This window comes from Cereibacter sphaeroides 2.4.1 (assembly GCF_000012905.2).
Lineage (GTDB): Bacteria > Pseudomonadota > Alphaproteobacteria > Rhodobacterales > Rhodobacteraceae > Cereibacter_A > Cereibacter_A sphaeroides.
In genome coordinates this window covers 1,293,985-1,314,435 of record NC_007493.2, presented here as the reverse complement: position 1 = coordinate 1,314,435, position 20,451 = coordinate 1,293,985, and the positions used below count along the sequence as shown (strand labels likewise).

Sequence of the window (20,451 nt, the reverse complement as noted above, 5' to 3'; positions counted from 1 at the left end):
GTGGCAACCGGCGGAGAGGCTCCTTGTTCCCCGCGCGCGGGCCTCCCCGGCGACGATGGCGCAAGGCCCGGAACCATTGGCTGCCGCGCCGGTTAAGATCGGAACGCCGGCCTGCGCCGGCCCAGCCCCGAGGAGGAGCGAATGTCGGCATCCGACAATGACATCGAGAAGCAGAAGCGTCGCCACCGGGGTCCGTTGATCGGCATCGCCGTCGTCGTCATCTTCGCGCTGGGATACATGGTCTGGTGGTTCGGCCATGAGGTGTCAGAGGGCAACGCCCCGGAAGGAAGTGCCGTCCAGATCGACGGACGCACGGGCGAGGTCGAGACCGATGCGCAGCAGGGCAGCATCGGCGGAGGCGATCCGGCCTCGGCCGACAATGCTCCGGCGCCTCCGGTGACCGCCCCCGCCAACTGACCGGACGGATCTTCCCGCTCCGCAGACGGCCGCCCTGTGGGGCGGCCGTTCCCGTTCGTGCCCCTGCACCGGGATGCAGCCACCTCTCCGCGCGGGCCGAGACCCCCTGCGATCACGGCCCGCGGCACGAGGGGACCGCCGCCTCTCCGCCCCGGCCGCGCCCCCCTTGCGATGTGCAACGCTCTGACGCGCGAGCCAAGGCACAGGAGGCCCACTGGCTCCCCTTCCCGACAGGAGAAGCGCCGGTCGGGCATCTCTTCGATAAAAGGCTATCGCCGCGGACCCTTGGCCTGTCCGGGGTGAACTAACGCTCAGCCGGCCCGGGCCGCGCAGGCACCCTCGGCGCTTCCCGCCCGCCCAAGAGCGCGACGCGCGGCGGCGCATGTTCGTTTTTTCTCCATTTCGCACATTTTCGAAAAACCGGATTGACAAAACGCCGCACCGAGGGCTTCCTTCCGTCATGACAGCGGGAGGCGAGCGCGTGACTGAGCGGGGGACCGGAAGCGATCCGGTCGATCTCTTCATCATCGGCGGCGGGATCAACGGCTGCGGGATCGCCCGCGATGCCGCCGGCCGCGGGCTGAGCGTGACGCTCGCCGAGATGGGCGATCTCGCGCAGGCCACCTCCTCGGCCTCGACCAAGCTCTTCCACGGCGGGCTGCGCTATCTCGAATATTTCGAGTTTCGCCTCGTGCGCGAGGCGCTGGAAGAGCGCGAGACGCTGCTCGTCGCCATGCCGCACATCTCCTGGCCGATGCGCTTCGTTCTGCCCTGGCAGCCGGAGATGCGCTTTGCGGGCGACACGCCCACCGCGCGGCTCCTCGGCCGGCTGATGCCCTGGGCCCGCGGCCGCCGCCCGGCCTGGCTCATCCGGCTCGCGCTCGAGACCTACGACCGGCTGGGCGGGCGCAAGATCCTGCCGCCGGCGCGCTCCGTCGATCTGACCCGCGATCCGGCGGGCCGTGCGTTGCAGCCGCGCTTCACCAAGGGCTGGGAATATTCCGATTGCTGGGTTGAGGATTCGCGCCTCGTGGTGCTGAACGCCCGCGACGCCGAGATCCGCGGCGCCACGATCCTGACCCGGACGAAGGTGGTCGGGGCCGAGCGGCGGGGCGATCTGTGGCATGTGACGACCGAGGGCGCGCGCGGACGGCAGGTGCATCGCGCCCGCGCCCTCGTCAATGCGGGCGGGCCATGGGTCGCGCGGATCATCCGCGAGACGCTGGCCCTGCCCACGACCGAGGGCGTGCGCCTCGTGCGCGGCAGCCATATCGTGACGAAGCGTCTCTTCGACCATGACCGCTGCTATTTCTTCCAGGGGACGGACGGGCGGATCATCTTCGCCATCCCCTACGAGACCGATTTCACCCTGATCGGCACCACCGATCAGGACCATCGCGGCGCCCCGGACGAGGCGCGCTGCACGCCGGAAGAGCAGGACTATCTCTGCACCTTCGCCTCGGACTATTTCCGCAAGCCCGTCACGCGCGAGGACATCGTCTGGACCTATTCCGGGGTCCGGCCGCTTCATGACGACGGGGCACGCTCGGCCACGGCGGCGACGCGGGATTATGTGCTCTCGCTCGACAGCCGGGGCGCGCCGCTTCTGAACGTGTTCGGGGGCAAGATCACCACCTATCGGCGGCTGGCCGAAAGCGCGATGGCCAAGCTCGCGGGGCATTTCCCGCAGGCGCGGGGCGCCTGGACGGCCCGGGTGCCGCTGCCCGGAGGAGACTTCCCCTGGGACGGGGCGCCTGCGCTGGCCGAGGGGCTGCGGCGGGACTATCCGTTCCTCACCGAACGCTGGGCGATGCGGCTGGTGCGGGCCTACGGGACGGACGCGCGAAATCTGCTCGGCCCGGCGCGCAGCGCGCTTGATCTGGGACGGGACTTCGGTGCTACCCTCACCGAGGCCGAAGTGCGTTGGCTGATGGATCGCGAATATGCCGAGCGGGCCGAGGATGTGGTCTGGCGGCGCAGCAAGCTGGGCCTGCGGCTCACGCCCGAAGAAATCGCGGCGCTCGATGGCTGGATGAAGGATGCGGGCGGGGCGATGGAAGCCCGCGCCGACACGGGCTGAGGCCCGGAGGAAGCGAACAAAGGCCGGGCGCACAGCCCGGCAGGGAAACCGGACGGGCGGCTCGAGGAGGGGCGGTCCGGGCGGGTGAAGAAGATCCGGCCACAGCCGGACGCGATGTCAGGGGGGAGAATGACGCTGGAACTCCAGGGGGTTTCGCGCATGGTCGGCGGCCGGGTGCATATCCACCCCACCGACCTCGCGCTTCAGGGCGGCACGATGAACGTGCTCCTTGGCCCCACGCTTGCGGGCAAGACGAGCCTCATGCGGCTGATGGCGGGGCTGGATGCGCCCTCCTCGGGCCGTCTCCTCTGGAACGGTCAGGACGTCACGGGCCAGAGGGTGCAGGACCGCCGCGTGGCGATGGTCTACCAGCAGTTCATCAACTACCCCTCGATGAGCGTTTACGAGAACATCGCCTCGCCGCTGCGGCTGCAAGGCCGGAGCCGCACCGATATCGAGCGGGCGGTGGGCGAGGTGGCCGAGATGCTGAAGCTCACGCCGATGCTGCGGCGCAAGCCTCTGGAGCTGTCGGGCGGCCAGCAGCAGCGCTGCGCTCTGGCCCGGGCGCTGGTGAAGGGCGCAGGTCTCGTGCTTCTCGACGAGCCGCTGGCGAACCTCGACTACAAGCTCCGCGAGGAGCTGCGGCTCGAGATCCCGAAGATCTTCGAGGCCTCGGGCGCGATCTTCGTCTATGCCACCACCGAGCCCGAGGAGGCGCTCCTCCTCGGCGGCCATACGGCCACGCTCTGGGAGGGCCGCGTGACGCAGTTCGGCCCGACGCCGCAGGTCTACCGGCAGCCGGTCGATGCCACGACCGCGCGCGTCTTCAGCGATCCGCCGATGAACTTCCTGCCCGTCACCAAGACCGGCGCGCGGCTGACCTTCGGCCATCTCGCCCATGCCCCGGCCGAGGGCGCCCTCGCGGGTCTCGCCGACGGGCGCTATCTGGCGGGCTTCCGGGCGAACCATCTGGCGCTGAACCGCCATTCCGGGCGGGCGGTGGAATTCTCCTGCCGGCTGACGGCCACCGAGATCACCGGCTCCGAGACCTTCCTGCATCTGGCGCATGGCTCGGACCTCTGGGTGGGCCTCGTGCCGGGGATCCACGATCTGCCGCCGGGCAGCGAGGTGTCGGTCTGGCTCGATCCGGCGCATGTCTATCTTTTCGATGCCGAGGGCGCGCTGGCCGCCCCCGCGGCCTATGCGCTCGCGGCCTGAGGAGGCACCGATGTCCCGGATCACCCTCTCGAACCTCGCCCACAGCTACCTGCCGAAGCCGAAGGCTCCGGCCGACTATGCGCTGAAGGAGATGGATCATGTCTGGCAGGACGGCGGCGCCTATGCGCTGCTCGGCGCCTCGGGCTGCGGCAAGACCACGCTTCTGAACATCATCTCAGGCCTTCTGCGCCCGAGCCAGGGCCGCGTGCTCTTCGGCGAGACCGACGTGACGGATGCTCCCACCGCCGCGCGCAACATCGCGCAGGTATTCCAGTTTCCCGTGGTCTACGACACGATGACCGTGCGCGAGAACCTGGCCTTCCCGCTCCGCAACCGCGGACGGGACGCGGCCTATATCGCGGCGCGCGTCGAGCAGATCGCGGCGATGATCGGCATGGAGGCGATGCTCTCCTCGAAGGCGCGGGGCCTCACGGCGGATGCCAAGCAGAAGATCAGCCTCGGGCGCGGCATGGTGCGCGAGGATGTGAACGCGATCCTCTTCGATGAGCCGCTGACGGTGATCGACCCGCACATGAAGTGGGAGTTGCGGACCCAGCTGAAGCAGCTCCACCGCGAGTTCGGTCACACGATGATCTATGTGACCCACGACCAGACCGAGGCGCTGACCTTCGCCGACAAGGTGGTCGTCATGCACGAGGGCCGCGTCGTGCAGACCGGCACCCCGGAGGAACTGTTCGAGACGCCCGAGCACACGTTCGTGGGTTATTTCATCGGCTCGCCGGGCATGAACCTGTTCGAGGCCGAGGTCGAGGGCCCCATGGCGCGCGTGATGGGCCATCCGGTGCCGCTCTCGGAAAGCTACCCGGCGACGCGCGGCCGGGTGCAGATCGGGATCCGGCCCGAGTTCGTGCAGCTCGCCGACGAGGGCCTGCCCGTGGTCATCACCCGGGTCGAGGATGTGGGCCGCCACCGCATCCTGCGCGGCGAGGCCTTCGGCCAGCCCGTGAACCTGCTTCTGCCCGAGGAGATCCCCGCCGCCACGGGGCCCGCCTTCCTGCGGCTCGCGCCCGAGAAGATCAATGTCTATGCCGACGACTGGCGCGTGCTGCCGGTCGGCGCCCGGAGGGCCGCCTGATGGAGAAGAGCTGGAACAACCGCGCGTGGTTCCTCGTGCTGCCGGTGCTGGCGCTCGTGGCCTTCTCGGCCGTCGTGCCGCTGATGACAGTTGTCAACTATTCGGTGCAGGACACGTTCGGGAATAACGAGTTCTTCTGGGCCGGCCTCGAATGGTTCGAGGAGACCGTCACCTCCGAGCGCATCCATGCCGCCCTCGGGCGTCAGGTGCTCTTCACCGCGATCATCCTTGCCATCGAGGTGCCGCTCGGGATCTTCGTGGCGCTCCACATGCCGAAGAAGGGCTTCTGGGCCAGCCTCTGCCTGATCCTGATGGCGATGCCGCTTCTGATCCCCTTCAACGTGGTGGGCACGATCTGGCAGATCTTCGGCCGGGTGGACATCGGCCTTCTGGGCCGCACGCTGACTGCGCTCGGGGTCGACTACAATTACACGAACGACTGGCTCGATGCCTGGGTCACGGTCATCGTGATGGATGTCTGGCACTGGACCTCGCTGGTGGCGCTCCTCTGCTACGCCGGGCTGCAATCCATCCCCGAGGCCTATTATCAGGCGGCCAAGATCGATCAGGCCAGCCGCTGGGCCGTGTTCCGCTACATCGAGCTGCCGAAGATGCGGGGCGTGCTGCTGATCGCGGTGCTGCTGCGCTTCATGGACAGTTTCATGATCTATACCGAGCCCTTCGTGGTGACGGGCGGCGGCCCCGGCAACTCGACCACCTTCCTCTCGATCGATCTCGTGAAGATGGCCATCGGCCAGTTCGACCTCGGCCCCGCCGCCGCCTTCTCGATCATCTACTTCCTCGTCATCCTGCTGATCTCGTGGGTGTTCTACACCGTGATGACCAACCTCGACCGGGAGGACCGCCCGTGACCGCCCTGCCCGTCTGCCCGCCCGAGGAGGACCGCGCATGAAACGCCCCGGCTCTGCGATCGTGATGGTGCTGTATCTGCTGTTCCTGCTGATCCCGATCTACTGGCTCGTGAACATGAGCTTCAAGACCAATGCCGAGATCACGCGCAGCTTCACGCTCTTTCCGCACGACCTGACGTTCCAGAACTACCGGACGATCCTTACCGACCCGTCCTGGTACATGGGCTATGTGAATTCGCTGACCTATGTGGTGCTGAACACGGCGATCTCGATCACCGTGGCGCTGCCCGCGGCCTATGCCTTCTCGCGCTACCGGTTTCTCGGCGACAAGCATCTGTTCTTCTGGCTGCTCACGAACCGGATGGCGCCGCCGGCGGTCTTCGCGCTGCCCTTCTTCCAGCTCTATTCCTCGGTCGGGCTCTTCGACACCCATATCGCCGTGGCGCTGGCCCATTGCCTCTTCAACGTGCCGCTCGCGGTCTGGATCCTCGAGGGCTTCATGTCGGGCGTGCCGAAGGAGATCGACGAGACCGCCTATATCGACGGCTATTCCTTCCCCCGCTTCTTCGTGAAGATCTTCATGCCGCTGATCGCAAGCGGCATCGGGGTCGCGGCCTTCTTCTGCTTCATGTTCTCCTGGGTCGAGCTTCTGCTCTCGCGCACGCTGACCTCGGTGAACGCCAAGCCCATCGCGGCCACCATGACGCGGACCGTCTCGGCCTCGGGGCTCGACTGGGGCGTGCTGGCGGCGGCCGGGGTGCTGACGCTGATCCCGGGCGGGCTCGTGATCTGGTTCGTGCGCAACTACATCGCGAAGGGCTTCGCCCTGGGGAGGGTGTGAGATGGAGTGGATGGCCTGGACCTGGCCCACGGCGGCCTTCTTCTGCGCAATCGCGGCGCTTCTCGTGCTGATGACCGCGCTTGCGATCCTGCGGCCCGAGGTTCCGCGTGTGGGGATCCTCCGGATCGAGACGACACGGGGGGACCGGCTGTTCATCTCGCTTCTGGGCTCGGCCTTCCTGTGCCTTGGCTGGCTGGCGGTGATGGGGCCGCCGCTCTGGGGCGCGCTCGCGCTCTGCCTGATCTACGCCGCGGCGGTGTTCCGCTGGGTGTGACCGACCCGTGCCGGGGGGAGGAGCCCGGCCAACTGTTCAATGTCTTTGGGAGGAGACCTGCATGAGATACCGTACGACAGCCACCGCGACGGCCCTGTGCCTGATGGCCGTGGCCGCGCCCGCCTGGGCCGACATGGAGGCCGCGAAGAAGTTCCTCGATGCCGAGATCGGGGATCTCTCCTCGCTGTCGCGCGCCGAGCAGGAAGCCGAGATGCAATGGTTCATCGACGCGGCCCAGCCCTTCGCCGGGATGGAGATCAAGGTCGTCTCCGAGACCATCACCACCCACGAATATGAGAGCAAGGTCCTCGCCCCCGCCTTCTCCGCCATCACCGGGATCAAGATCAGCCACGACCTGATCGGCGAGGGCGACGTGGTCGAGAAGCTGCAGACCCAGATGCAGTCGGGCGAGAACATCTACGACGCCTATATCAACGACAGCGACCTGATCGGCACCCACTGGCGCTACAAGCAGGCGCGCAGCCTCACCGACTGGATGGCCAATGCGGGCAAGGACGTCACCAACCCCGGCCTCGACCTGCAGGATTACATCGGGCTGAAATTCACCACCGCCCCCGACGGCGAGCTCTACCAGCTGCCCGACCAGCAGTTCGCCAACCTCTACTGGTTCCGCGCCGACTGGTTCGACGATGCCGACACCAAGGCCGCGTTCAAGGAGAAGTACGGCTACGATCTGGGCGTGCCGCTGAACTGGTCGGCCTATGAGGACATCGCCGAATTCTTCACCGGGCGCGACATGAGCGCGCTCGGCGGGCCGAAGAGCGCCTATGGCAGCATGGATTACGGCAAGAAGGACCCGAGCCTCGGCTGGCGCTACACCGACGCCTGGATGTCGATGGCGGGCATGGGCGACAAGGGCGATCCGAACGGGCTGCCGGTCGACGAATGGGGCATCCGGGTGGACGAGAACTCGCGCCCCGTGGGCTCCTGCGTGGCGCGCGGCGGGGCCACCAACGATGCGGCCGCGGTCTATGCGATCACCAAATCGATCGAATGGCTGCAGAAATACGCCCCGCCGCAGGCGGCCGGCATGACCTTCTCGGAATCGGGCCCGGTGCCGGCGCAGGGCGAGGTGGCCCAGCAGATATTCTGGTACACCGCTTTCACCGCCGACATGGTCAAGGAGGGTCTGCCGGTGATGAACGAGGACGGCACGCCCAAGTGGCGCATGGCCCCCTCGCCGCACGGCGCCTACTGGTCGGAGGGCACCAAGGTCGGCTACCAGGACGTGGGTTCCTGGACGCTGCTGAAATCCACTCCCGACGAGCGGGCCAAGGCCGCCTGGCTCTATGCGCAGTTCGTCTCCTCGAAGACGGTCGACGTGAAGAAGAGCCATGTGGGCCTGACCTTCGTGCGCGAATCCACCATCCAGCACCAGAGCTTCACCGACCGTGCGCCGAAGCTCGGCGGACTCGTGGAATTCTACCGCTCGCCCGCCCGGGTGCAGTGGTCGCCCACGGGCACCAACGTGCCGGACTATCCCAAGCTCGCCCAGCTCTGGTGGCAGAACATCGGCGACGCCATGTCGGGCGCCAAGTCGCCGCAGGAGGCGCTCGACGCGCTCTGCGCCGAGCAGGAGAAGGTGCTGGCCCGGCTCGAGCGCGCGGGCGTGCAGGGCGATCTCGGCCCGAAGCTGAACGAGGAGAAGGACCCGCAGGAATGGCTCGACGCCCCCGGAGCCCCGGTGGCCAAGCTCGAGAACGAGAAGCCGCAGGGCGAGACCATCTCCTATGACGAGCTCATCAAGTCCTGGCAGAAGGGCTGACACGAAAGGGGGGCGGCTCCGCCCGCCCCCACCCGCCCGCGGCGACGGCAGAAGAGCTGTCCGCAAGGAAAGAACTTCTCCACCTGCCCGGCCGTGCCGGCCAGGCGCAGCGCGGCGAAGTTACGGCTGCAAGGTGGGCCTTCGCACAGCAGGCCCACCCCTCGAGCCGGGGAGAGCGCCCCGTCTTCCGGAGGCCCGACCCCTCGACGGGCCGTCACGATCCAAGGTCCGCCCGGTCGGGTCATGGCTGCACAGGGTGGGCATTCGTGCCCAAGACCCGTCGCATCGAGGCGGGACGAAGACCCCCGTCTTCCGGGAGCCCTTCCGGCCGTGCATCATGCGCGGCGCGGCCGGGAGGATTCGCGCAAGACGCATCGGGAAGAGACACATGAACCACATCCTCGCCATCGATCAGGGCACCACCTCGTCGCGCGCGATGGTCTTCGACGAGGCCCTCACGCTGAAGTCGGTCGCGCAGGAGGAATTCCCGCAGATCTACCCGCGCCCGGGCTGGGTCGAGCACGACCCCTCGGACCTCTGGTCGAGCGTCGCCGCCACCGCGCGGGCGGCGGTCGAGCGGGCCGAGATCGACGGCAGCCTCGCGGCGATCGGGATCACCAACCAGCGCGAAACCGTCGTCGTCTGGGAGCGTGCCTCGGGGCATCCGATCCACAATGCCATCGTCTGGCAGGACCGGCGCACGGCCGATCTCTGCCATGCCCTGGCCGAGGCAGGGCACGAGCCCACGATCACCGAGCGGACGGGCCTGCTGCTCGATCCCTATTTCTCGGCCACCAAGCTCAAATGGCTGCTCGATCATGTGGAGGGCGCCCGCGCCCGCGCGCGGCGGGGCGAGCTGCTGTTCGGAACGGTGGACAGCTACCTGATCTGGAAGCTCACCGGCGGGCGCGCGCATGTGACCGACGCCACCAATGCCGCGCGCACCATGCTCTTCGACATCGGCCGCGGCATCTGGGACCCGGAGATTTGCGGCCTTCTCGACATTCCGATGGAGATGCTGCCCGAGGTCCGGGATTGCGCGGCCCCCTTCGGCATGACGCGCGCGGATCTCTTCGGGCGCGAGATCCCGATCCTCGGCGTGGCGGGCGACCAGCAGGCCGCCACCTGCGGCCAGGCCTGCTTCCGGCCCGGCATGATGAAATCGACCTACGGCACCGGCTGCTTCGCGCTGCTGAACACCGGCGAGGAGCGGGTGACGAGCCGCGCGCGGCTGCTGACCACCATCGCCTATCAGCTCGGCGGCAAGCGCACCTACGCGCTGGAGGGCTCGATCTTCATAGCGGGCGCCGTGGTGCAATGGCTGCGCGACGGGCTGAAGATCATCCGTGAGGCGGGCGAGACGCAGGGCCTCGCCCTCTCCTCGGACGCGGCGCAGGATCTGGTGATCGTGCCCGCCTTCACCGGCCTCGGCGCGCCCTGGTGGAAGCCCGAGAGCCGCGGCGCGGTCTTCGGACTCACCCGCAACTCGGGCCCTGCGGAATTCGCCCGCGCCGCGCTCGAAAGCGTGGGCTACCAGACGCGCGACCTGCTCGAGGCGATGCGGGCGGACTGGGCGGCGGGGGCCGAGGGCGTGCTGCGGGTCGATGGCGGGATGGCGGCCTCGGACTGGTCGTTGCAGTTTCTGGCCGACATCATCGGCGCGCCGGTCGACCGGCCGGTGGTGCGCGAGACGACGGCGCTCGGTGTCGCGTGGCTCGCGGGGATGCAGGCGGGGCTCTGCCCGGGGCCGGAGGAGTTCGCGGCCGACTGGGCGCTGGAGCGACGGTTCGAGCCGCAAATGGAGGCGTCGGTGCGCGAGGCGAAATACGACCGTTGGGGTCGGGCCGTGCGCGCGGTGATGGCGGTATGACCCCCTTCGGCATCGCGGCGCCGGGGCGCATCCTCTTCGGCCGGGGCGAGGCGCGGCAGGCGGCGGGGCTCATCGCGGGGCTCGGGCGGCGCGTGCTTCTGGTGCATGGGCGCGACCCGGGCCGGGCCGCATGGCTCTGCAAAGCGCTCGAGGCGGAGGGGGCAGAGGTGCTGACCGTGGGCGGTCCCTCCGAGCCCGATCTCGCGATGCTCGAGGCGGGGCTGGCGGGCGCACGCCCCTTCGCGCCGCAGGTGGTGGCGGGTCTGGGCGGCGGGGCAGCGCTCGATCTGGCGAAGGCGCTGGCGGCCCTGGTGCCCGCGCCCGAGGGGCCGATGGCGCATCTGGAGGTGGTCGGCCACGGCCTGCCGCTGACCGCGCCGCCCCTGCCCTTCGTGGCCCTGCCCACCACCGCGGGCACCGGAGCCGAGGCCACCCGAAACGCGGTGATCGGCGTGCCCGAGCACGGGCGCAAGGTGAGCCTGCGCGACGCGCGGATGCTCGCGCGGATCGCCCTTGTCGACCCGGCGCTGACCGACGGCTGTCCGCGGGGCGTGACCCTGGCCTCGGGCCTCGATGCTGTGACGCAGGTGATCGAGCCCTATGTCTCGGCCCGCGCCACTCCCTTCACCGATGCGATCGCCCGGCCCGCCATCTCGGAGGGGCTTGCGGCGCTGAGGCGGCTCATGCGGGGCGAGGACGGGGCGGCGCGGGACAAGATCGCGTGGGTCAGCCTTTCGGGCGGGCTTGCGCTGGCGAATGGCGGGCTCGGCGCGGTGCATGGGCTTGCCGGCGTGATCGGCGGGCTGTCGGGCGCGCCGCACGGGGCGATCTGCGGGGCGCTGCTCGCGCCGATCCTGCGGGCGAACCTGACAGCCTCGGCGCCGGGCAGCACGGCGCGGGCGCGGCTAACCGAGGTCTGCGGGCTGATCGGCGGTGTGCTGGGCGCCCCCCCGGCCGAGGCGCCCGAGGCGCTCGCGGACTGGGTGCGGCAGGCGGGCCTGCCCCGGCTTGCGGACATGGGGCTCGATCCCGCGGACCATGCGGCGGTGGCCGAAGCCTCGCTCGCCTCGTCGTCGATGAAGGGTAACCCGGTGGGCCTTGCGCCTTCCGCGCTGGTGGCGGCGATGCGCGCGGCCTGAGGGCCTCAGTCCGCGGTCTCGCCCAGCGTGTCGGCCACCACGGCGCCGCGCCGGCCCATCGGCTTTTCGGGACCGACAGTGGTGTCCCGCGCGGTCTGATGCTCCATCTCGGAATTCACCTCGGCGCCGACGATCAGGATCATCACCGCGATCCAGACCCAGAGCAACAGGCCCACCAGCGCGCCGAGCGAGCCGTAGGTGGCGGAATAGTTGGCGAAATTCTCGAGATAGATGGTGAAGGCAATCGAGGCGATCAGCCAGACCAGCGTGGCGATGCCGCTGCCCCATGTCACCCAGCGCCATTCGGGCGCATTTCGCGAGGGCGCCCAGCGGTAGAGGCCCGCCATGGCCGTGGCCACGAGAAGGAGGAGGAGCGGCCAGCGCACCAGCCAGACCACGGCCGTGGCCACCGATCCCAGATCGAAGACGGCGAGCACCGCAGGCACCACCGCCACGGCCACGATCATCGTCACCGCCAGCACCATCGCGCCCAGCGTCAGGGCGAAGGAGAGCAGCGTCAGCTTCACGAACGACCGTTTCTCGCGCTCTTCATGGGCGATGTTCATGGCCTCGATCAGCGCCTTCATCCCGGAATTGGCGCTCCAGAAGGCGATGAGGAACGACAGCACGAAGCTGAAGGTGAGTGAGGAGCTTTCGCCGCTCGCGAGTGTGCGCAGCTGTTCGGTGAGCAGGTCGAGCCCCTCGGCGGGGATCACGCCGCGGAGCGATTCCGCCTGTTCCGCGATGACGGCGGGATCGGCGAAGAGGCCATAGAGCGAGACGAAGGCCGCGAGCGCCGGAAAGAGCGCCAGCAGCAGGTAGAAGGTGACCCCGGCAGCCACCAGCATCACCCGGTCTTCGTCGATGGACCGCCAGACCCGCAGGGCGATGTCCTTCCATCCCTTGACGGGGATATCGAGCGGCGTCCGGGCGTCGCGGCCGCGGCCGGGATCGTCGGGGGTGGCATCCTGCATGGCTCTCTCCTTCCCCGACCAAATTCCCCGGCCGCAGAAGATGTTCCCGAAAAGCCTCTGTCGTGGGCGCAGAGGTCTCCTTCCCGTCCGAAGGGCGAGACCTGGTCTCCGCCCGCGGGCCCGAGGTCCGCGCCGCGCGGACCTCGTCTCCACAGGGGCGCCGTGCGTGTCAGCCGCAGAGCCGCGCGTGTTCCTGCAGGGCGAAGCGGTCGGTCATGCCCGCGACATAGTCGGCCACGATGCGGGCAAGCGTGGTTTCGTCGGCGGCGGCCTCCACGTCGCGCCGCCATTCCTGCGGCAGAAGCTCGGGACGTGCCATGAAGAGCGGGAAGAGATCGTTCACCACCGCCGTGACCTTGGCCCGCTCCTTCATCACCGAGGGCGCGCGATACATCCGGTGAAAGAGGAAACTGCGGATCACCTTCAGCTCCTGATAGAGCGGCTTCGAGAAGCGGATGACCGTGGCGCCCATCTGGCGGATCTCCTCGACCGACTTCGGCTGTGCCGCCTCGAGCCGGCCCTGCGCCACCGCGATCACATCCTCGACCATCCGGCCGAAGACGCGGCGCAGCGCCTCGTGCCGCCGCCGCATCGGCTCCAGCCCCGGATAGAGCGCGTCCACCTCCTCGAAGGCGGGGGCGGTGACGGGCAGCTCCATCAGATCCGCCTCGGTGAAGAGGCCCGAGCGGAGCCCGTCGTGCAGATCGTGGTGCGAATAGGCCACGTCGTCGGCGATGGCCGCCACCTGCGCCTCGGCCGAGGCATAGGTATGGAGTTCCAGATCCCACTGGGCATTGGCCTCGGCCAGCGCATAGGGCAAGGGCCCCTCGACCGGGCCGTTGTGCTTGGCGATGCCCTCGAGAGACTCCCAGGTGAGGTTCAGCCCGTCGAACTCGGCGTAATGGCGCTCCAGCCGGGTCACGATCCGCATGGCCTGCGCATTGTGGTCGAACCCGCCGAAGGGCTCCATGAGCCGCGCCAGCGCATCCTCGCCGGTATGGCCGAAGGGCGTGTGGCCGAGATCGTGGGCGAGCGCGATACATTCGGCCAGATCGGTGTTCAGCCCGAGCACGCCCGAGATGGTGCGCGCGACCTGCGCCACTTCGATGGAATGGGTGAGCCGCGTGCGGTAATAGTCGCCCTCATGCTCGACGAAGACCTGGGTCTTGTGCTTCAGCCTGCGGAAGGCGGAGGAGTGGATGATCCGGTCGCGGTCCCGCTGGAAGGGAGAGCGGAACGTGGACATGCTCTCGGGCTTTTGCCGGCCGCGGCTCTCGCCGGGCTGGCAGGCGAAGGGAGCCAACATCAGTTTGCCTGTTCTTGTGACCTGTTTTGCCCCATCCTATATGGGTGCATGACTGATTTGACACGGGGTTTCTGATGAACCTTCCGCCGCGGGTTACCGACCGGGCCTTTGCCCGCCTTGCCGAGATCGCCGAAGCTTCGGGCGAGACGCGCGCGCTGCGCGTCGCGGTCGAGGGCGGCGGCTGCTCGGGCTTTCAATATGAGATCAAGCTCGACGATCCGGGATCGGACGATCTCGTGCTCGAGAAGGACGGGCAGAAGGTGCTGATCGATCAGGTCTCGCTGCCGTTCCTCGCCAATGCCGAGATCGATTATACCGACGAGCTGATCGGCTCGCGCTTCGTGATCCACAATCCGAACGCGTCGAGTTCCTGCGGCTGCGGCACCTCCTTCTCGATCTGATCCCCATGGCGCCGCGGCGCCCTGTCCCACGGCCCGCGCCCCGGAGCCGATGCTTTGCGCCGAGGAGCCTCTGCCCATGAAGATCGCTACCTTCAACATCAACGGCGTCAAGGCGCGCCTCGAGGCGCTGCTGGCCTGGCTGGAGGCGGCGGAGCCTGACGTGGTGCTGCTGCAGGAGATCAAGTCGGTCGACGAGGGCTTCCCCCGTGCCGCCTTCGAGGACAAGGGCTGGCATCTCGAGACGCACGGGCAGAAGGGCTTCAACGGCGTGGCGATCCTGTCGCGCCTGCCGCTCGAGGATGTGGTGCGCGGCCTGCCGGGCGACCCGGAGGATGTGCAGGCGCGCTGGATCGAGGCCACCGTTGTGGGCGAGCGCGCGGTGCGGGTCTGCGGGCTCTACCTGCCCAACGGCAACCCTGCGCCGGGACCGAAATACGATTACAAGCTCGGCTGGATGGAGCGGATGAAGGCGCGCGCGGCCGAGCTTCTCGCCACCGAGGAGCCCGTGGTGCTGGCCGGCGACTACAACGTGATTCCGCAGGCCGAGGATGCGGCGCGGCCCGAGGTCTGGGTGACGGATGCGCTGTTCCTGCCCGAGAGCCGGGCCGCCTTCCGCCGGATCGTGAACCTCGGCTATACCGAGGCCTTCCGCGCCCGCACCTTCGGGCCGGGCCATTACAGCTTCTGGGACTATCAGGCCGGTGCCTGGGAGAAGAACAACGGCATCCGCATCGACCATCTGCTGCTCTCGCCGCAGGCGGCGGACCTGATGACCGATGTCCGCATCGACCGCGAGGTCCGCTCGGGCGAGAAACCCTCGGACCATGTGCCGGTCTGGGTCGAGCTGGCGGCCTGACCCCGAACGAACGGCCGTGACGCAACGTCCGGTCGCGCCCGCGTTGACGCAGGGGCGGCCTGCCTTCTAGCCTTCCGGCATGGACAGGCCCCCTTCCCCCGCTCTTGACCGCGTTCGCACAAGTTTCGGCCGGCAGGCGGCGATGGCGCTGATCCGGGCGACGCTGCCGGTGGTGGAGCCCGGCCGGACCGAGATCCACCTGCCGCACTGGGACGGGATCGAGCAGCAGCACGGATTCATCCACGGCGGCGTGGTCGGCATGATCGCGGATTCGGCGGCGGGCTATGCCGCGATGACGCTGGTGCCGGCCGAGGCCTCGGTGCTGACGGTGGAATACAAGATGAATCTGATGGCCCCGGCCGAGGGCGAGCGGCTGATCGCGCGGGGCGAGGTGGTGCGGGCGGGCCGCACGCTCATCGTGACCCGCGCCGAGGTGCTGGCCCTGCGCGACGGGGCGGAACGGCTCTGCGCGCTCATGCAGCAGACCATCATGGTGATGCATGCGCGCCCCGAGAAGCTGGACGCGCCGCCGGCCGCCTAGCTCGCCGCCGTCACGTCGTAGCCATAGAGCCAGTCGAAGCGCCGCAGCGTCGGCCCCGGCAGCAGGCGCGAGCCGAGGCGCAGGCCCAGATGGGCGATCTCGCGGATCGGGCTGCGCAGGTGATAGGCCCAGGCGTTGTTGTTGGCGGCCTGCACCACGCGGCAGCAGCGCGGCACGCGCCGGGCCTGATAGTCGGCGAGCCCGCCCTTGATGTTGGAGTGCCGCGCGAGACATTCGGCCAGCACCCAGGCATCCTCGAGCGCCATGTTGGCACCCTGCGCGAGGAAGGGCAGCGTCGGATGGGCGGCGTCGCCGAGGATGGCCGCATGGCCGCGATACCAGGTGTGGGCGACCGGATGGCGGAAGAGGCCCCAGAGCCACACGTCGGGCACCTGCTCGAGCCAATGGCGCACCCGGCCGTTGAAGCCTGCGAAGGCGAGGCGCAGATCCACCGGATCGTCGCGCAGGTTCCAGCCCTCCTGCACCCAGCGTTTCCGCTCTTCGACGGCCACGATATTGCGCACGGTGCCGCCGCGCATGGGGTAGCTCACGAGATGGCGGCCCTCGCCCATATGCACCTCGGCCACCACCGGCTCGCCCGGTGTGGCGGGGATCACCGTGCGCCACGCCACCTGATTGGTGAAGAAGGGCTGCGCCGGCCCGTTCAGCTCGGCCCGCACCAGCGAATGCAGCCCGTCCGCGCCGATGAGCAGGTTCGGCGCATATTCCGCACCCTGCGCCGTAACCAATCGCGGGCGCGGCCCGCCCAGATCCACCGCCTCGATCTTCTGGAGCAGCCGGATCTGCACGCCCGCCTCGCGCGCGCCTTGGGCCAGAAGGTCGATCAGGTCGGCGCGGTGCATGAGATGGTAGCCCTGCCCGGGCCGGAGCCGCGCGAGATCGAGCTTCAGCACCAGATCGCCGCCGACGCCGTTGCGCAGCTCCACCGCCTGCGCGCGCATCGAGGCCGCCTCGAGCGCGTCGCCGAGGCCCAGGGCGCGCAGCACGGCCGCACCGTTCGGCGAGATCTGCAGGCCCGCGCCCACTTCGCGGATCGCCTCGGCCTGCTCGAGCACTGTGACCTCGGCCCCGCGGAGCGCGAGCGCCCGAGCCACCGCCAGACCGGCAACGCCGGCCCCGAGGACGGTGACCTCGGAATCCTTCAGGCTCATCGGGTTCCTCCACATGCGAACGCCGGACCGAACGGGTCCGGCGTCAGTTTTTGCGCCCGGGCGGCCGGAGGGCAAGCCGGGAGGCGCAGATGCGCTTACTCGTCGCGGTGCACGCGCTCGCGGCGCTCGTGGCGTTCCTGCGCCTCGAGCGTCATGGTCGCGATCGGCCGCGCATCCAGGCGCTTGAGCGAGATGGGCTCGCCCGTGACTTCGCAATAGCCGTATTCGCCGGCCTCGATCCGCCGCAGCGCGGCGTCGATCTTGGCCACCAGCTTGCGCTGCCGGTCGCGGGTGCGCAGTTCGAGCGCCCGGTCCGTCTCTTCGCTGGCACGGTCGGCGATGTCGGGGACGTTGCGGCCGGATTCCTGAAGCCCCTCGATGGTCTCGGCGCTCTGATCCAGCAGTTCCTGTTTCCAGTTGAGGAGTTTGCGGCGGAAATACTCCAGCTGCCGCTCATTCATGAAAGGTTCGTTTTCGGCGGGGCGATAATCTTCAGGCAGAAAGATCTCTGCTTTCATGGCTGCTGCTCTCTGTTGCAGGCCGGCAGGCTCCGAAATGTGGTTCACAGTCATCCGGCGCTCCCTTCAATGCGGCTCATCTATCGCAAGCGGGACCCTTTGTCACTAGCTGCGTCGCGGAGCTTGCGACGGAGTCAACCTGTGCTATTCTGCCTCAGCAATTTCCCCCAACCTGACGCAGCGTAAATGAAATTTTCCTCCACCTCGACCTATGTCGCCACCGAGGACCTGACGGTGGCGGTGAATGCGGCCGTGACGCTCCAGCGGCCGCTTCTGGTCAAGGGAGAGCCGGGCACCGGAAAGACGGAGCTCGCGCGTCAGGTGGCGCAATCGCTGGGCCTGCCGCTCATCGAATGGCATGTGAAGAGCACCACAAAGGCGCAGCAGGGCCTTTACGAATATGATGCCGTCAGCCGTCTGCGCGACAGCCAGCTGGGCGAAGAGCGTGTGCACGACGTGCGCAACTACATCCGCAAGGGCAAGCTGTGGCAGGCGTTCGAGGCGCCGGGCCGGGTCGTCCTGCTCATCGACGAGATCGACAAGGCCGACATCGAGTTTCCCAACGATCTGCTGCAGGAACTCGACCGGATGGAGTTCCACGTCTACGAGACCGGCGAGACCGTGCGGGCGCAGCATCGCCCGGTGGTCATCATCACCTCGAACAACGAGAAGGAGCTGCCGGATGCCTTCCTGCGCCGCTGCTTCTTCCATTACATCCGCTTCCCCGATCTCGAGACGATGCGGGCCATCGTGGGCGTGCATTTCCCCGACCTGAAGGAGCAGCTCCTCACTGCGGCGCTGACCCAGTTCTACGAGCTGCGCGAGGTGCCGGGGCTGAAGAAGAAGCCCTCGACCTCCGAGGTGCTCGACTGGCTCAAGCTGCTGCTGGCCGAGGATCTTGCGGCCGAGGATCTCCGACGCGACGGACGCAGCCTGCTGCCGCGGCTGCACGGGGCGCTGCTGAAGAACGAGCAGGACGTGCATCTGTTCGAGCGTCTGGCCTTCATGGCGCGGCGGCCGGGCTGAGGCCCGCGCCCCTCGCCTTTCTCCAATCCGGGATTTCCATGTCCGAAGACCTCGTCCTGCGCCCCATCACCCCCGAGGACGAGGCCGCCTGGCGCCCCGTCTGGCAGGCCTACCTGCGGTTTTACGAGACCGAGCTGCCCGAAGAGGTGCTGGCCTCGACCTTCGCGCGCCTGACCTCGGGTGCGCCGTCCGAGCCGCGCGGCCTCCTCGCCTGGCGCGGCGGCGCGGCGGTGGGGCTCGTCCATTACCTCTTCCACCGGCATTGCTGGAGGATCGAGAACATCTGCTACCTGCAGGACCTGTTCACCCTGCCCGAAGCGCGCGGCCGCGGCGTGGCGACCGCGCTGATCTCTGCCGTCTACCGGGCCGCCGATGCCGAAGGCGCGCCCGCCGTCTACTGGCACACGGCCGAGAACAATGCCCGCGCCCGCGCCGTCTACGACCGGATCGCCCGCAAGTCGCCCTTCATCCGCTACAACCGGGTGCTGTGATGCGGCACTGGCTGTTCGCGGCGGGCCTGTTCCTGTCGGCCTGTGGCGGGATGCCCGAGGCCGAAGTCGCAATGGAGCGGCCACACTGGCTGGTGATCGACCCTCTGCCGCAGATGAAAGTGTTTTCCGACAGCGCGGCGACGCGGCCGCAGCGTCCGAATGCCGAGATCGCGCGCGACTTCCTCGAACTCACCTTCCAGATGGAGAGCGGCCGCAGACTCGAGCGGTTCTCGCGCTTCGAGGGGCCGATCACCGTCTCGATGACGGGTCCCGTTCCCGCCACCGCCGAGGCCGATCTGGCGCGCCTGCTGACGCGCCTGCGCCACGAGGCCCGGATCGACATCCACGAGACCGAGGGCCCCGCGGCCGTCTCCATCGAATTCGTCGAGCGGCGGCGGATGCAGGCGCTGGTGCCCACCGCCGCCTGTTTCGTTGTGCCGCGCGTGACCTCGTTCGAGACCTACCGCCGCGTCCGCCGTGAGGCGCAGGTCGACTGGGCCACGCTGCAAGAGCGCGAGCAGGTGGCCATCTTCATCCCGGCCGACACGAGCCCGCAGGAGGTGCGCGACTGCCTGCACGAGGAGCTGGCCCAGGCCATCGGCCCGCTCAACGACCTCTACCGGCTGTCCGACAGCGTGTTCAACGACGACAATTTCCACACGGTCTTGACCGGCTTCGACATGCTGATCCTGCGCGCGACTTACGCGCCCGAGCTGCGCTCGGGCATGACACGCGCCGAGGTCGCGGCCGTTCTGCCGAAGCTGCTCGCGCGGATCAATCCGAAGGGGGGCCGCGCCACGGCCCCGGCGCCCGAGGATCCGACGCCGCGCCCCTGGATCGAGGCCATCGAAGAGGCGCTCGGCCCCACCGGCAGCGACCGGCGCCGTCACGCGGCCGCGGTGCGCGCCCTCGGGATCGCCCGGGCCGAAGGGTGGCAGGATGCGCGGATGGGCTTCAGCCTCTTCGGCTTCGGCCGCCTCGGGGTCGCCGACGAGATGGATCTCTCCGTTGCGGCCTTCATCGAGGCGGTTCGGATCTACCTGACCCTGCCCGGCGGCGAGATCCACACCGCCCATATCGACATGCAGATGGCCGCGCTGGCGCTCTCCTCGGGTCAGGCGCCCGAGGCGATCCTGCTCTGCAACCGCGCCATTCCCGTGGCCTCGCGTGCCGAGAATGCCGCGCTGCTCGCCACGCTCCTCATGATCCGCTCCGAGGCGCTGCGCCTCTCGGGTCATGCGGCCGAAGCGCGGGCGTCGCGCCTCGACAGCCTCGCCTGGGCGCGCTATGGCTTCGGCGACGAGGCCGAGGTGCGCAGCCGGATGAGCGAGATCGCCGCTCTCACTCCGAGCCGGCCATCGCTCGCCCTGGCCGTGACCGACAACGGAGACAGCGGATGATCGTTCTGGCCGGCGCCCTTCTCGGAGCCATCCTCGGCGTGGCCACCGCGCGCCGCCATGGCGGGCAGCGCCTCGACATGGCCCAGTATGGCGCGGCCTTCGCCATCGCCTTCGCGCTGGGGGGCCTGTTCCTGACCATCCTGATCGAGCGGCTGGCCTGATGGTCCGGCGCG

Annotated in this window: 21 protein-coding genes; 17 read left to right on the top strand and 4 right to left on the bottom strand. The window is 68.8% G+C overall.

Translation table 11 applies throughout. The features are described from left to right. The first annotated feature begins 141 nt into the window (after nucleotides 1-141). The 10 genes from RSP_RS06415 to RSP_RS06370 all read left to right on the top strand — a co-directional run bounded on the left by RSP_RS06415 (nucleotide 142) and on the right by RSP_RS06370 (nucleotide 11,593). Nucleotides 142-417 (top strand): hypothetical protein, encoded by a 276-nt coding sequence (locus RSP_RS06415; protein WP_002719820.1) that lies wholly within the window; start codon nucleotides 142-144, stop codon nucleotides 415-417. 460 nt (nucleotides 418-877) lie between these two features. Further along, on the top strand, nucleotides 878-2,497 hold the full coding sequence (gene glpD, locus RSP_RS06410; RefSeq protein WP_011337646.1) for a glycerol-3-phosphate dehydrogenase: 1,620 nt from the start codon (nucleotides 878-880) through the stop codon (nucleotides 2,495-2,497). Nucleotides 2,498-2,626: 129 nt separating this feature from the next. After that, nucleotides 2,627-3,715 (top strand): ABC transporter ATP-binding protein, encoded by a 1,089-nt coding sequence (locus tag RSP_RS06405; RefSeq protein WP_011337645.1) that lies wholly within the window; start codon nucleotides 2,627-2,629, stop codon nucleotides 3,713-3,715. 10 nt (nucleotides 3,716-3,725) lie between these two features. Further along, nucleotides 3,726-4,811, top strand: coding sequence for an ABC transporter ATP-binding protein (locus RSP_RS06400; protein ID WP_011337644.1), 1,086 nt, complete (start codon nucleotides 3,726-3,728; stop codon nucleotides 4,809-4,811). Then, nucleotides 4,811-5,683, top strand: a complete 873-nt coding sequence (locus tag RSP_RS06395; RefSeq protein ID WP_002719816.1) for a carbohydrate ABC transporter permease — start codon at nucleotides 4,811-4,813, stop codon at nucleotides 5,681-5,683. The genes RSP_RS06400 and RSP_RS06395 overlap by 1 nt, the downstream gene beginning before the upstream one ends. 37 nt (nucleotides 5,684-5,720) lie before the next feature. Beyond that, complete coding sequence (locus tag RSP_RS06390; RefSeq protein WP_011337643.1) at nucleotides 5,721-6,524, top strand: carbohydrate ABC transporter permease; 804 nt, start codon at nucleotides 5,721-5,723, stop codon at nucleotides 6,522-6,524. A gap of 1 nt (nucleotide 6,525) precedes the next feature. Continuing rightward, nucleotides 6,526-6,798: a DUF2160 domain-containing protein gene (locus RSP_RS06385; RefSeq protein ID WP_002719814.1), complete on the top strand. Its 273-nt coding sequence runs from the start codon at nucleotides 6,526-6,528 to the stop codon at nucleotides 6,796-6,798. Between the two features lie 61 nt (nucleotides 6,799-6,859). Next, a complete protein-coding gene (locus RSP_RS06380) occupies nucleotides 6,860-8,584 on the top strand; it encodes an ABC transporter substrate-binding protein (RefSeq protein ID WP_011337642.1) in 1,725 nt (574 codons plus the stop codon). Between the two features lie 388 nt (nucleotides 8,585-8,972). Further along, nucleotides 8,973-10,454, top strand: coding sequence for a glycerol kinase GlpK (gene glpK / locus RSP_RS06375; RefSeq protein WP_011337641.1), 1,482 nt, complete (start codon nucleotides 8,973-8,975; stop codon nucleotides 10,452-10,454). Further along, nucleotides 10,451-11,593: an iron-containing alcohol dehydrogenase gene (locus tag RSP_RS06370; RefSeq protein ID WP_011337640.1), complete on the top strand. Its 1,143-nt coding sequence runs from the start codon at nucleotides 10,451-10,453 to the stop codon at nucleotides 11,591-11,593. Before glpK ends, RSP_RS06370 begins: the two co-directional genes overlap by 4 nt. A 5-nt stretch (nucleotides 11,594-11,598) precedes the next feature. Here the strand turns inward: RSP_RS06370 and RSP_RS06365 are convergent, their stop codons facing one another. Both RSP_RS06365 and RSP_RS06360 read right to left on the bottom strand, forming a co-directional pair. Then, nucleotides 11,599-12,567, bottom strand: coding sequence for a YihY/virulence factor BrkB family protein (locus tag RSP_RS06365; protein ID WP_015920427.1), 969 nt, complete (start codon nucleotides 12,565-12,567; stop codon nucleotides 11,599-11,601). 169 nt (nucleotides 12,568-12,736) lie between these two features. Next, complete coding sequence (locus RSP_RS06360; RefSeq protein WP_011337638.1) at nucleotides 12,737-13,873, bottom strand: deoxyguanosinetriphosphate triphosphohydrolase; 1,137 nt, start codon at nucleotides 13,871-13,873, stop codon at nucleotides 12,737-12,739. Between the two features lie 74 nt (nucleotides 13,874-13,947). On the opposite strand from RSP_RS06360, the gene erpA reads away from it, so the two are divergent. The 3 genes from erpA to RSP_RS06345 all read left to right on the top strand — a co-directional run bounded on the left by erpA (nucleotide 13,948) and on the right by RSP_RS06345 (nucleotide 15,671). Beyond that, nucleotides 13,948-14,274 (top strand): iron-sulfur cluster insertion protein ErpA, encoded by a 327-nt coding sequence (gene erpA, locus RSP_RS06355; RefSeq protein ID WP_009566170.1) that lies wholly within the window; start codon nucleotides 13,948-13,950, stop codon nucleotides 14,272-14,274. Between the two features lie 76 nt (nucleotides 14,275-14,350). Then, nucleotides 14,351-15,130, top strand: coding sequence for an exodeoxyribonuclease III (xth, locus tag RSP_RS06350; protein ID WP_011337637.1), 780 nt, complete (start codon nucleotides 14,351-14,353; stop codon nucleotides 15,128-15,130). 142 nt (nucleotides 15,131-15,272) lie between these two features. Continuing rightward, a complete protein-coding gene (locus RSP_RS06345; RefSeq protein ID WP_011337636.1) occupies nucleotides 15,273-15,671 on the top strand; it encodes a PaaI family thioesterase in 399 nt (132 codons plus the stop codon). On the opposite strand, the gene RSP_RS06340 is transcribed toward RSP_RS06345, so the two are convergent. Together RSP_RS06340 and dksA are read right to left on the bottom strand one after the other, a co-directional pair. Then, nucleotides 15,668-16,843: an FAD-dependent monooxygenase gene (locus tag RSP_RS06340; RefSeq protein WP_011337635.1), complete on the bottom strand. Its 1,176-nt coding sequence runs from the start codon at nucleotides 16,841-16,843 to the stop codon at nucleotides 15,668-15,670. The two genes, RSP_RS06345 and RSP_RS06340, sit on opposite strands and share 4 nt — an antisense overlap. Nucleotides 16,844-16,938: 95 nt before the next feature. Next, nucleotides 16,939-17,361 (bottom strand): RNA polymerase-binding protein DksA, encoded by a 423-nt coding sequence (gene dksA / locus RSP_RS06335; RefSeq protein ID WP_002719804.1) that lies wholly within the window; start codon nucleotides 17,359-17,361, stop codon nucleotides 16,939-16,941. 186 nt (nucleotides 17,362-17,547) lie between these two features. On the opposite strand from dksA, the gene RSP_RS06330 reads away from it, so the two are divergent. From RSP_RS06330 to RSP_RS22200, 4 genes are read left to right on the top strand one after another with little or no spacing between them, the layout of a single operon-like run. Further along, a complete protein-coding gene (locus RSP_RS06330; RefSeq protein ID WP_002719803.1) occupies nucleotides 17,548-18,387 on the top strand; it encodes an AAA family ATPase in 840 nt (279 codons plus the stop codon). A gap of 38 nt (nucleotides 18,388-18,425) precedes the next feature. Further along, complete coding sequence (locus RSP_RS06325) at nucleotides 18,426-18,878, top strand: GNAT family N-acetyltransferase (protein WP_002719802.1); 453 nt, start codon at nucleotides 18,426-18,428, stop codon at nucleotides 18,876-18,878. Then, nucleotides 18,878-20,278, top strand: a complete 1,401-nt coding sequence (locus RSP_RS06320) for a DUF2927 domain-containing protein (protein WP_017140185.1) — start codon at nucleotides 18,878-18,880, stop codon at nucleotides 20,276-20,278. Before RSP_RS06325 ends, RSP_RS06320 begins: the two co-directional genes overlap by 1 nt. Beyond that, on the top strand, nucleotides 20,275-20,439 hold the full coding sequence (locus RSP_RS22200; protein WP_002719800.1) for a hypothetical protein: 165 nt from the start codon (nucleotides 20,275-20,277) through the stop codon (nucleotides 20,437-20,439). Before RSP_RS06320 ends, RSP_RS22200 begins: the two co-directional genes overlap by 4 nt. Nucleotides 20,440-20,451: the final 12 nt, after the last annotated feature.